Annotated in this window: 11 protein-coding genes; 10 read left to right on the plus strand and 1 reads right to left on the minus strand. The window is 52.6% G+C overall.

Annotation, left to right across the window (positions count from 1 at the left end; genetic code table 11):
* Window positions 1-6 precede the first annotated feature (6 nt).
* The 7 genes from ACFSUF_RS07420 to ade all read left to right on the plus strand — a co-directional run bounded on the left by ACFSUF_RS07420 (window position 7) and on the right by ade (window position 9,007).
* Entirely contained in the window at window positions 7-1,233 is a 1,227-nt protein-coding gene (locus tag ACFSUF_RS07420; protein ID WP_377601610.1) for an acetyl-CoA C-acyltransferase, read from the plus strand.
* 24 nt (window positions 1,234-1,257) lie between these two features.
* The gene (locus tag ACFSUF_RS07425) at window positions 1,258-3,039 is read left to right on the plus strand and encodes an acyl-CoA dehydrogenase family protein (protein WP_377601612.1); all 1,782 of its coding nucleotides are present in this window, start codon (window positions 1,258-1,260) and stop codon (window positions 3,037-3,039) included.
* Window positions 3,040-3,127: 88 nt separating this feature from the next.
* Window positions 3,128-4,816 carry a long-chain-fatty-acid--CoA ligase gene (locus ACFSUF_RS07430; RefSeq protein WP_377601613.1) on the plus strand — a complete coding sequence of 563 codons (1,689 nt, stop codon included), beginning with the start codon at window positions 3,128-3,130 and terminating at the stop codon, window positions 4,814-4,816.
* 47 nt (window positions 4,817-4,863) lie between these two features.
* Entirely contained in the window at window positions 4,864-5,304 is a 441-nt protein-coding gene (locus tag ACFSUF_RS07435) for a PaaI family thioesterase (protein ID WP_377601615.1), read from the plus strand.
* 155 nt (window positions 5,305-5,459) lie between these two features.
* Entirely contained in the window at window positions 5,460-6,830 is a 1,371-nt protein-coding gene (locus ACFSUF_RS07440; RefSeq protein WP_377601617.1) for an aldehyde dehydrogenase, read from the plus strand.
* The gene (locus ACFSUF_RS07445; protein WP_377601619.1) at window positions 6,827-7,147 is read left to right on the plus strand and encodes an ArsR/SmtB family transcription factor; all 321 of its coding nucleotides are present in this window, start codon (window positions 6,827-6,829) and stop codon (window positions 7,145-7,147) included. The genes ACFSUF_RS07440 and ACFSUF_RS07445 overlap by 4 nt, the downstream gene beginning before the upstream one ends.
* A gap of 33 nt (window positions 7,148-7,180) precedes the next feature.
* Complete coding sequence (gene ade, locus ACFSUF_RS07450) at window positions 7,181-9,007, plus strand: adenine deaminase (RefSeq protein WP_377601620.1); 1,827 nt, start codon at window positions 7,181-7,183, stop codon at window positions 9,005-9,007.
* Between the two features lie 56 nt (window positions 9,008-9,063).
* Here the strand turns inward: ade and xerS are convergent, their stop codons facing one another.
* Window positions 9,064-10,152 carry a tyrosine recombinase XerS gene (gene xerS / locus ACFSUF_RS07455; protein ID WP_377601622.1) on the minus strand — a complete coding sequence of 363 codons (1,089 nt, stop codon included), beginning with the start codon at window positions 10,150-10,152 and terminating at the stop codon, window positions 9,064-9,066.
* A gap of 155 nt (window positions 10,153-10,307) precedes the next feature.
* Between xerS and ACFSUF_RS07460 the strand changes: the two genes are divergently transcribed.
* The 3 genes from ACFSUF_RS07460 to ACFSUF_RS07470 are packed head-to-tail and all read left to right on the plus strand — an operon-like array spanning window position 10,308 to window position 11,950.
* A complete protein-coding gene (locus tag ACFSUF_RS07460; protein WP_377601624.1) occupies window positions 10,308-10,571 on the plus strand; it encodes a YqkE family protein in 264 nt (87 codons plus the stop codon).
* 12 nt (window positions 10,572-10,583) lie between these two features.
* Entirely contained in the window at window positions 10,584-10,958 is a 375-nt protein-coding gene (locus ACFSUF_RS07465) for a hypothetical protein (RefSeq protein ID WP_377601626.1), read from the plus strand.
* A gap of 35 nt (window positions 10,959-10,993) precedes the next feature.
* Window positions 10,994-11,950, plus strand: coding sequence for a 3'-5' exoribonuclease YhaM family protein (locus tag ACFSUF_RS07470; RefSeq protein WP_377601628.1), 957 nt, complete (start codon window positions 10,994-10,996; stop codon window positions 11,948-11,950).
* Window positions 11,951-12,087: the final 137 nt, after the last annotated feature.

Raw genomic sequence — 12,087 nt, forward strand, 5'->3', positions numbered from 1 at the left:
TTCTACATGAATGAAGCCGTAATCGTATCACTGGCCCGCACGGCTGTGGGCAAAGCCAAGAAAGGCAGCCTCGCTCACACCCGGGCGGAGGATTTAGGCAAAACGGTGCTGGAAGCCGTTATCGACAGAGCCTCTGGATTGAATAAAGCGGATGTGGAAGACATCATTATCGGCTGTGCCATGCCGGAAGGCGAGCAGGGGCTGAACTTCGCCCGCATCATGAGCTTGCATGCGGGGTTCCCCGAAACGGTGCCGGCCATCACCGTTAACCGGTTTTGCTCGTCAGGCCTGCAGGCGATCGCCTATGCCGCCGAGCGGATCATGCTCGGGCACGCCGACATCATCGTTGCAGGCGGCGTCGAGAGCATGAGCCACGTCCCGATGGCCGGCTTCAAGCCGTCGCCCCATCCGGGACTGGTCGAGACCATGCCCGAGGTGTACATGGGCATGGGGCATACCGCGGAGAACGTGGCGCAGCGCTTCAGCGTCAGCCGCGAGGACCAGGACCGCTTTGCGGCGGAAAGCCACCGCAAAGCGGCTCGGGCGATCGCGGCCGGGAAGTTCAAGGCCGAGATCGTGCCCGTGAACGCGAGCCTGCGCGGTGTCGATGACGCCGGCAAGCCTTGGGCCAAGCGCTTCGCGTTCGATACCGACGAGGGCGTCCGCCCGGACACGTCGGTGGAGGGCCTCGCGAAGTTGCGGCCCGCCTTTGCCGCCGGCGGCACCGTCACCGCCGGCAACGCGTCGCAGACGAGCGACGGCGCAGCGGCCGCCGTCGTGATGAGCCGCGCCAAGGCCGAGGCGCTCGGCCTGAAGCCGCTGGCGACGTTCCGCGGCTTCGCGCTCGCCGGCGTAGCGCCGGACATCATGGGGATCGGCCCGATCGAGGCCATCCCCAAAGCGCTGAAGCTCGCCGGCATCTCCCTCGAACAGGTGGACCTGTTCGAGATCAATGAGGCGTTCGCTTCGCAGTGCGTGGCCATCATCCGTCACCTCGGCTTGGATGAGGCCAAAGTCAACGTCAACGGCGGCGCGATTGCCCTGGGCCATCCGCTGGGATGCACAGGCGCGAAGCTGACCGCTTCGCTCGTGCATGAGCTCCGCCGCCGCGGCGGGGGCTACGGCGTCGTATCCATGTGCATCGGCGGCGGCATGGGCGCCGCCGGCGTATTCGAAGTTCACGCCGATGAAGAAGGCGAGCACTCAAATAACAATGGAAACATGTCGTACTAACTCATACGAAGAGGAGCGATGCACATGATTCAAACAAGCGGAAAAGTCGTAGGCGGAAGCTTTATCATTGAAGATACGGATCCAAGCCAAATCGTAACGCCGGAGGATTTCACCGAAGAGCAGCGCATGTTTGCCGAGACGACGAGAGAGTTCGTGGAAGGCGAAGTCCTTCCGCAGGATGAGCATATTGAGAAGCTGGATTATGAATTGACCGTGAAGCTGATGCGCAAAGCCGGGGAACTCGGACTGTTAAGCTCCGACGTACCTGAAGAATTTGGCGGCCTGGGTCTGGATAAAGTAAGCTCCACGATCATAAATGAATCACTCGCGAAAGCTTCCTCATTCGCTCTTTCCATCGGCGCTCATGTGGGTATCGGAACGCTGCCCATCGTGTTCTTCGGGACACCGGAACAAAAGCGCAAATATTTGCCTGAACTGGCCACCGGGGAGAAAATAGCTGCCTATTGCCTCACGGAGCCAACCTCCGGTTCCGACGCTTTGGGCGCCAAAACAACAGCTAAGCTGTCGGACGACGGCGAACATTACATTTTGAACGGATCCAAATTGTATATTACGAACGCCGGCTTTGCAGACCTATTCATCGTATACGCCAAAGTAGACGGTAAGGACTTCACTGCTTTTATTGTGGAAAAAGGCTTGGAAGGCTTCACCCTCGGTCCGGAAGAGAAAAAGATGGGCATCAAAGGCTCCTCAACCCGTCCGTTGTTCTTTGAGGACGTTAAGGTGCCGGTGGAAAACCTGCTGGGCGAAGTCGGCAAGGGTCACCTGATTGCGTTTAATATTTTGAACATCGGCCGCTTCAAGCTGGGGGCGGGCTGCGTAGGCGCCGCTAAGGAAGCGATCGAGCTTTCCTCCTCCTATGCCAATAAGAGAACCCAGTTCAACACCCCTATCTCGAAGTTTCCTCTGATCGGCAAAAAGCTGGCTGAGATGAACATCAGCACCTATGTGATGGAAAGCATGATTTACCGCACGGCTGGACTGATCGACGACATCCTCAAAGACATCGACCACAGCAGTCCGGATGCGGGAGTCCACTCCGCCAAAGGCATTTCCGAATATGCGCTGGAATGCTCCATCAACAAAGTGTTTGCTTCGGAAGGACTGGACTTCGTAGCGGATGAAGGCGTGCAGATTCACGGCGGGTACGGCTTTATTCAGGAATACAAAATCGAGCGCATTTACCGCGATTCTCGAATCAACCGTATATTTGAAGGAACGAACGAGATCAACCGTCTGCTGATACCGGGTACGCTGCTGAAAAAAGCAATGAAAGGCGAACTGCCTTTGCTGCAAAAAGCGCAAGCTCTGCAAGGCGAACTCATGTCGATTATGTCCGGACTTCCGCTGGACGGCACTCTGGAGCAGGAATCGCATCTGATCGGTATGGCTAAAAAGCTGTTCCTGTTCGTCGGCGGTTTGGCGGTGCAGAAATACGGTACGGCGCTGGAAAAAGAGCAAGAAGTGCTAAGCAGCCTGGCCGATCTGATGATTCAGGTTTATGCTGCTGAAAGTGCGCTGCTGCGTACACAAAAGATGATAGCGAAATCAGGGGAAGCCAAAGCGGAAAACGCGGTTCAAATGACCCAGGTTTATGTTCATGAAGCCTTCGGCCGTATGGAGGACATTGCCAAAGAAGCGTTGGCATATATGGAATCAGGGGATACATTGAGAACACAGCTGTCGGTGCTCAAGAAACTGACCAAATCATCTCCTGTCAATACGGTAGCCATAAAGCGGGCCATCGCTGCAAGAGTCATATCCGCAGAAAAATATGTAGTTTGAGAAATACCGCGGGGTGGGCCATGCAGAGTCCGCCCCCCTTGCGCATATATTTTGAGAAAAAGAACTTTTCTCGAAAGGGATGTTACCGATGCGGTCTACACTCTCGTGGCTTGAGCATTACCCTTCGGAAGTAGCGCCTTCTTTCGACTATCCGAAGCACAATTTAGCGAAGTTTCTTGTAAATACAGCCGGACGCTTTCCGCGCAATCCCGCTTTGTATTTTATGGGGAAAACCATCTCTTATGAAGAGCTGTTGGATGCCAGTTACCGCTTTGCTAATGCGTTGAAGGGCCTTGGAATCCGCAAAGGTGACCGGGTGGCCATCATGCTCCCTAACACGCCTCATACGGTAATCGCTTTTTACGGAACGCTTCTGGCCGGTGCGGTGGCAGTTCAAACGAATCCGCTGTATATGGAGGGGGAGCTTCGCCACCAGCTGATCGATTCGGGGGCCAAAGTCATTGTCACCCTGGATTTGCTGCTGCCCAGAATTAAAAAAGTACTGCCGTCCACCTTTTTGGAGCACGTTATCATCGGTTCGATCAAGGATTATTTGCCGGTACCGAAAAAGTGGCTGTACGGAGCGAAACAGTGGAAAGACGGGACGAACGCCGCTAAGCACCGGGATGTACCGTTTCTTTTGTTTCCTGAGCTGCTTTCCTCCTCGAGCAACGCGCCTATCATTGAAATAGTAGACGCGGAAGAGGACAATGCCATCCTACAGTACACGGGGGGAACTACGGGAGTAGCCAAGGGAGTCATGCTGACGCATTACAATTTGACGGCAAATACGCTGCAGAACAGTCATTGGTGTTATGACGCGGAGGACGGCAAAGAAATTTTTCTTGGGGCCATTCCATGTTTTCATGTATTCGGCTTAACGGTGCTGATGAGCCAGTCCGTCCTTAAAGGCGGTATGTTGATCCTGATTCCCAAATTCGAGATCAAACAGATTTTGCAGACGGTCGATAAGTTAAAGCCGACGATTTTCCCCGGAGCGCCGACGATGTACATTGCGCTGATCAATCAGCCCGATTTAGCCCAATACGATTTATCCTCGATCCGGGTATGCGTCAGCGGTTCGGCACCTTTGCCTTTGGAGGTGCAGGAACGGTTTGAGGAACTGACCGGGGGGAAACTGATTGAAGGATACGGTTTAACGGAAGCAGCTCCGGTTACCCATGCCAATAATATTTGGGGCAAGCGCAAAATCGGGTCCATTGGCATTCCCTTTCCGGATACCGAGGCCCGGGTAGTGGACAGCGCTACCGGCACGGAGGTCCCGACGGGAGAAATCGGCGAACTGATCGTCCGCGGGCCGCAAGTGATGAAGGGATATTGGAACCGGCCCGATGAGACGGCAATGGTTCTTCGTGACGGCTGGCTGTATACAGGAGATATGGCGATTCAGGATGAGGACGGATTTTTTTCCATCGTGGACCGCAAGAAAGACATGATTATCGCAAGCGGTTACAATATTTATCCGCGGGAAATTGAGGAGGTCCTCTTCGAGCATCCTTATATTAAGGATGCTGCAGCGGCAGGTGTGCCGGATAAGTACCGCGGGGAAACAGTGAAGGCTTTTATCGTGCTAAAGGACGACGCACCTAAAGTTACGGCTGAGGAACTGGAGGCATGGTGCCGCGAACGGCTGGCAGCTTACAAAGTGCCGCGGAAATTTGAATTCCGCGAGTCCTTGCCGAAAACCATTATCGGGAAAGTATTAAGGCGGCAGCTGTTGGAAGAAGAGAAACAGAAACAGCAAGAGGAAGCTTAAACCGGCATGACGAAGCGGCTGCCCCGGCATGGCTTGGAGGAGAACAAATGGATGAGAAGGCGGCTCCGGTTCCGACTCAAGCGGAAGTGAAAGCCTATATTCAACAGATGGAGCAGAAAGCGCAGGAGACATTTTGGGGGGCTCTTGGACTCCGTTTGGAGGAGCTCGATGCCAATGAGGTAACGGTGAGCCTGCAGGCGGAGCAGCGCCATTTAAATCTAATCGGCATTGTACATGGGGGCGTTCTGTCCAGCATGCTGGACAATGCGATGGGTGTGCTCGTCATGGCCGCCCGTCCGCATCAGAACAGCGTGACGACCAACCTCAACGTACATTTTGTAGCGCCGTTGAAGGTAGGGCGGCTGATTGTTACGGCCAGGATTCTCCACAAGTCCAATACCATCCTAACCGTTTATGGAGAAGTGAGGGACGAGAGCGGAGTGCTTGGGACAATGGGTACCGGCTCCTTTCGGATATTGGCATCTTAAACTGGATAGAATAGGGAAAAAGACGGCTTTACGCCGTCTTTTTCGTTCGTTTTGTCAAAATTGACTTTCCCGGACGTTTGCATTACATTAAGTTTAAACCTTTAAACACTTAAACTTTCAAATAGAACATCATGACGAAAGGATGTGCGGACCCTATGTCTATTTCCGAAGTAGTGCAGCGGCAAAGGGACTATTATGCTTCCGGGCGCACGCGGGACATTCGTCAGCGGCTGGCCCATCTGGAGACGCTCAGATCCGGCATACTGCGGTACGAGCCGATGATCCTCGAGGCTTTGCAGAAAGATCTTAATAAAATCGGGCTTGAAGCTTATATGACGGAGATCGGCTTCCTGTTGGAAGAGATTAAATTTACCATGAAACACCTGAGGAAATGGGCCAAACCGAAACGGGTGAAGACGGCTATGACACATTTCGGTTCGAAGGGCCGTATAGTACCCGAACCTTACGGTACGGCGCTGATTATAGCTCCATGGAACTATCCGTTTCAATTGGCGCTTGCACCGGTTATCGGCGCCATTGCGGCAGGCAATACCGTCGTCCTCAAACCTTCCGAACTAACACCAGCGGTATCCGCCGTTTTGAAATCCATGGTTCACGAACTGTACGGCAATCCTGATTTTATGGCCGTTGTCGAAGGCGGGGCTGAAACAAGCACGGAACTGCTGGAACAGAAGTTCGATTATATCTTCTTTACCGGAAGTGTGCCGGTCGGCAAAATTGTGATGGAGGCGGCAGCGAAACAGCTGATTCCACTGACGTTGGAACTAGGGGGCAAAAGCCCATGTATTGTGCATCATGATGCGGATCTTAAGCTGGCGGCCCGACGTATTGCCTTTGGCAAATTTACGAATGCAGGCCAGACATGTATCGCCCCTGATTATTTATTTGTTCATGAAGATATCCACAACGCTTTTCGCGAACAGTTCACAGCGTGTATCCGGGAGTTTTACGGGGAAAACCCTCTGAACAATCCGAACTATGTACGTATCGTCAGCGAGCGGCATTTCAACCGGTTGGTTTCGTTTATAGAGCAAGGATCTGTTACAGCAGGAGGCACATCGGACAAAGAGAAGCTGACGATAGCTCCCACATTATTAGAGAATGTTTCATGGGAAGCGCCGGTCATGCAGGAAGAAATTTTCGGGCCGATTCTGCCCGTATTTCCTTACAGGGACCTGAACGATGTCATTCAACGCGTAAACAGCAGGCCGAAGCCGCTGGCTTTATATTTGTTTACGGTAAACAATGATGTACAGAACGAGATCATTAAGCGTGTTCCTTTCGGCGGCGGGTCGATTAACGATACGCTTATGCATATTGCAACACCGTACTTGCCTTTCGGGGGAGTGGGCGAGAGCGGGATGGGGAGCTATCACGGGGAGAGTTCGTTCCGGGCCTTCTCGCATTATAAGAGCGTGTTGAAGCAGACGAACCGGTTCGACCTCAGCTTCCGGTATCCTTCTGCGAAGAACGGACTGGCGATCATGAAGAGGCTGCTGAAATGATGGATCATCAACACGAAGAAGCCGTTCAAACGTTCCGGGACACCATCCCCCTGTTCCAGGCACTCGCAGATCCCGCCCGCCAGGATATCATCCTTTTATTGGCCCAAAATGAAGCTTTGACGGTTAACACAATTGCAGAACACTCCAAACTTTCCCGCCCGGCGATCTCCCATCACTTAAAGATTTTGAGGGATAACCGTCTGGTCTCCATTGAACAAAAGGGAACGCAGCGCCTGTATTCATTGGATCTGGCGGCATCGTTGATTATTTTGAAAAATCTCGTCACCACCCTGGAACAATGTGAATCTGGAGTGTAACTATCCCAATAACCGTTAAGGAGCTGAATCGGTATGAATCAACTTGTTTCCCCGTTTTACCGGGCACCGCTTGCAGATTGCGCACCGGACCTGGTGGCCGTGGCAAGGGGCAGCAAGCCGGCGGATCTGGTTGTCCGCGGCGGCAAGCTGGTCAATGTGGTTTCCGGCGAAATCCTTCCGGACATGTCTGTCGGCGTGTATGGATCCCGTATTGCTTTTGTCGGTAAAGATGCTTCGCATATGATTGGAGAGCATACCCGGATCATTGAAGCCGCCGGGCGTTACATTGCGCCGGGCCTGCTGGACGGCCACTGCCATATTGAGAGCACGCAGCTCACAGTAACCCAATTCGCCCGGGCCGTAATGCCTCTTGGCACAACCGGCGGATTCTTCGATGCGCATGAGATTACGAACGTGCTCGGCTTACAAGGCCTGCGCCTAATGTTGGATGAGGCTCGCACCACGCCGCTGGCCGCCTACATGCAGGTCGCTTCCTGTGTGCCTTCTACCGGTCCGGAGCTCGAAACGACAGGAGCGTTTCTCGGACCGGCGGAAGTGGCGGAAGCCTTTACGTGGGGCCCGGACGTCATTGCCCTTGGCGAGGTGATGAATTTCCCCGGCGTCGTCTTCGGTGACGACAAGATGATCGGGGAAATTCAAGCCGCGCTGCGGGCAGGCCGTGCGGCCGACGGTCACTTCACATGGCCTGTAGGTGACTGGCGGCTCGCCGCGTACGCGGCCAGCGGCATCACCGGCGACCATGAATGCGTTACTGCGGAGGATGTCGCCGAACGGGTGCGCTTAGGCATGTATGCGATGATGCGCCGCGGCTCCGCTTGGCACGATGTGGCGCGTACCATTCAGGCGCACACGGAAATGGGCCTCGACAGCCGCCGGATGATGCTGGTTACGGATGACCGCAGCTCGGAATCGCTGATGCAGGAAGGACATATGAACTTTGTTGTGCGCCATGCGATCCAGCAGGGGGTGAAACCGGTAACCGCGTTTCAGATGGCAACGATTAACACGGCCGAACGCTTCGGCGTTGCCAGGGATGTAGGTACGATCACTCCGGGTTCCTGCGCGGATCTTATACTGCTTGACGGAAACCTGGCGGATGTTAACGTGACAATGACGATTGCCGCAGGAAAAGTGGTCGCGGAAAACGGGAAAATGACAGTGGATCTGGCCCCGTTCCGCTATCCGGAGGAAGCGACTCATTCTGTGCATCTCAGCCGTGAGGTACACCAGGACGATTTCAGGATTGAGACACCGGTACAGTCCGGGACATTAACCGCCAGAGTCATCCATGTCCGGGAAAATCATGTGGAAACAATCGAGAAGTTTGCACAAGTGGAAGCCTCGGGGGGACAACTTCAGCTGCCTGCGGATAATAAGATCTGCAAAATAGCTGTTATTGAGCGGCATCGCGGTACCGGGGGGAAAGCCGTCGGGCTGGTGTCCAATATAGGATTTACCAAGCCGGCAGCACTTGCGTTGACAGTTGCGCACGACAGCCACAACCTAATGGTGATCGGCAGCAGCGACGAGATGATGAGCCGGGCAGCCAATGCAGTCGCTTCCGTTCAAGGCGGGCTTGCCGTAGTGACGGAGGAGAAGACAACGTTGCTTCCGCTGCCGATTGCCGGTCTCATGTCCGATGCCCCGTTTGAACAGGTAGCCGCCCAGTCTCAGGCAATCACCGAAGCTTTGGCGGATGCGGGTTGCGGGCTGAATTACGCAACGATGACATTGTCGCTTCTCGCGCTTGTTGTTATACCGGAGCTGAGGTTATCCGATAAGGGGCTTGTGCGTATTTCAGATGAGGGCTTTAATCTCGTTCCATTGTTTGTAGACTAAGGCAATACACTCATAAGGCTGCCTCAGGATGATTCTGACGGCAGCCTTTGGCACGTTTACTCCAGCGGCTCATCCCGCCGGCGGTGATCGATCGCTCTGGACATGGTCCGGTCCGTTAAATGTGCATAAATCTGCGTAGTCTCAGGCGAAGCATGTCCTAACTGTTCCTGGGTCTTGTATAAATCGTTCTGCAGGTAATAATCGGTTGCGAAAGAATGGCGCAGCATATGCACCCTAAGGTAGGGCTTTCCGAAACGCTTGGCATATTTGATGACCATTTCCTGAATGGCCCGCTTCGTCATGCGCTTGCCTTCCTGCTTACCGTTCGGCAGAGTTAGAAATAATGCTTTTTCCTTGCGCGGAGCGCAATATAATGATTCTCTGGACTCCAGATACTCCGTAAGAAAAGGCTTAGCCTCCTGCCGGAAATAGACGGATGTTTTGTGATGGTCCTCCTTGCTTCCTTTGCGCAGGACATGAACCATCTTCCGGGATAAGTCAATATCGGTACAATCTAAATTCATCACTTCCGAAACCCTTAATCCGGAATGTAGAATTAGAGAAACGATGCATGTATCGCGGACCTTATTCAGCTTGTGGGAGTACAGCGCCTGTTTATTGCCCTGGACGTCCGCGGCGTATTCATGTTGTATGTAGTGGATAAATTCGGCAATCTCTTCTTCCTGAAGAAGCTTCCCGTCCAAACGGTTCGCCGTATCCTTCGGCTGATTCGTCCGCCTGATTTCAATTTTGGCCAAGACGTTGCGTTTCAACAGCGGGAAAAACTGCTCATCCTCTGCGATCTGACTAAGGTAATGAAACAGCGAGCGGAGAGAGGAAAGTTTACGGGCGATCGTAACTTTAGCATTCTCCTTCCCGGTGGTCAGATAGGCTCTGAACAAATCAATTTTATCTATATGCAGCTGCTCCAATTCGGCTAAGGTAACATCGCAGATGGCCGTTCCGCCGGTAAGCTGTTCCCGGATCATCCAATGAAGGAACATTTCGTAATCCCTCGTATATTCCAATAAGGTGGAAGGGGATAGATCGGGCAGTTTATGGCGGATAAATTGCTGCACGTACCAGGGGAGGTAGGGGAGGCGCAGCTCCAGTTCTTTTCTGTCCTTGATGCGGATTTGATTCATGATGTATCCTCCTGCAGTTATTCTTATTCTATTATCCCATACTTTTGATATAATGAAAACATATGTTCCCTTGTTGCCTTTTTTGTTATACTCCGATTAGCGCATTGCCAAACAGGTCCCGGTCAGGGTACATTACTTTTATGAGGTGATCTATTATGGGCAAAAAGAAACATCAACGAGAGCAAAGCGCCAAACCGGCCGATGCAGACAAGCCAGCCACTCTGAAGGATTTGTTGGGCAAGGATGTGCTGGACCGGCTGAAACAGCATTCCGACGCTTGGAAAGAGGAAGAATCCAGGGCCAAAGAAGAGAAGCGCCTGAAAGAAGAAGCTGCGAAGAAAGCAGAACAGAAGCGCTTGGAAAATGACTTTGAATACTTGTTGTCGAATAGTAAAACGGATTGGCGTAAATTTAAATAAAGGGGTATCTCTATGGATAACGAACTGCTAAAGAAGATGAAATACAAAGGCGGACGTGCTGCGATTATGAATGTTCCTGAAGGAATCCAGTTGGGCTTGCCGGCGGTTCAGGAACTGGAGGGAGCTTATGATTTCGTAGTAGGCTTCATGCAGAACGCCCAGCAGGTGAAGGAGCAGGTGCCCCGGTTAGTTTCGCATCTTGGTGACGATGCCGTGTTTTGGATTTGTTACCCGAAGAAGCAAGGTAAAGTAAAGCCTGATATTAACCGGGACAGCTTGTTCACCCTTGTCGGCGAAATGACGGATTACAGGGCGGTGAGCAATGTAGCCGTTAACGAATTATGGTCCGCTCTGCGGTTCCGGCACAAGGATCTAGTTAAGAAATAAATACCCAACCTGGCAGATTAACAGGAGGAATTGATTTGACCTTAATCCGCAGTATGAGTACCAATGAAGAATTCATCGGGTATTATCTGGTGAAAGAAGTGGAAATAAAGCAGACCAATGCTACGCCGCCGAAAGAATACTTGGATCTGGTGTTATGCGATGCGAGCGGACAAGTCCCTGCGAAATTGTGGGATGCGAGCCCGGCGGATAAGGAAAGTATCCATCCCATGGAACTCGTAAAGGTTCAGGGCGTGGTACAGAGCTACCGTGAACGGCCTCAGGTCAAGATTATGCGTATCCGCAAAACAAATGAAGCGGATGGAGTCAGCCTGACGGAATTCATCCGATCCGCTCCGGTGAGTCCTGAGGATTTATTGAACACGATCCGCAGCGTCATCCAGCAAATTTCAGACAGCGATGTTCGCACGATCGTAGCTTTCTGCGTCAGAAAAGTAGAGGATAAACTGTCTCACTATCCTGCAGCCAAAATGCATCATCACGCCTATTTCGCCGGGTTAGCCTACCATATGGTCCGCATGTTGGAAATCGGCGATTTCCTATGCCGTCAGCGCCCGTTTCTAAATGCGGATTTGATCCGGGCGGGGATTATTCTTCATGATATCGCGAAACCGGAAGAAATGGTGGCACAGCTCGGCATTGTAACGGATTATAGCATGCAGGGGAAGCTGCTCGGCCATATCTCCATGGCCTCGAACTGGATAACGGAAGCAGCGATTACCCTCGGAATCGACCTGCAATCCGAGAAAGTGCTGCTCCTTCAGCATATTGTGCTCTCCCATCATAATCTCGGCGAATGGGGCAGTCCTGTGCAGCCGCAGACCGCGGAAGCTGTTGCCTTGCATCATATCGATTCTCTGGATGCGAAGATGCAAATGGTGGAGGATGCACTTGAAAGTGCTGCTGCTCATGAGGAGTGGACAACCCCCATCCGCGGCTTGGAAAATAAAGCGATGTACCGACATAAGTTTTAATTGAGATCGTTCATCGAGTTGATCCGCCGCTCCCTGGAAGACCGCCAGCCTGCATAATTTAGAAAATATAGTTAAAACGGTTTTATCCCTGGTGTATTCCGGTGAAAATAGTACAATAGAAAATACGTCTAAATTGT

Origin of the sequence: Paenibacillus gansuensis (assembly GCF_042684925.1) — a bacterium.
Classification (GTDB): Bacteria; Bacillota; Bacilli; order Paenibacillales; family DY6; genus Paenibacillus_N; species Paenibacillus_N gansuensis.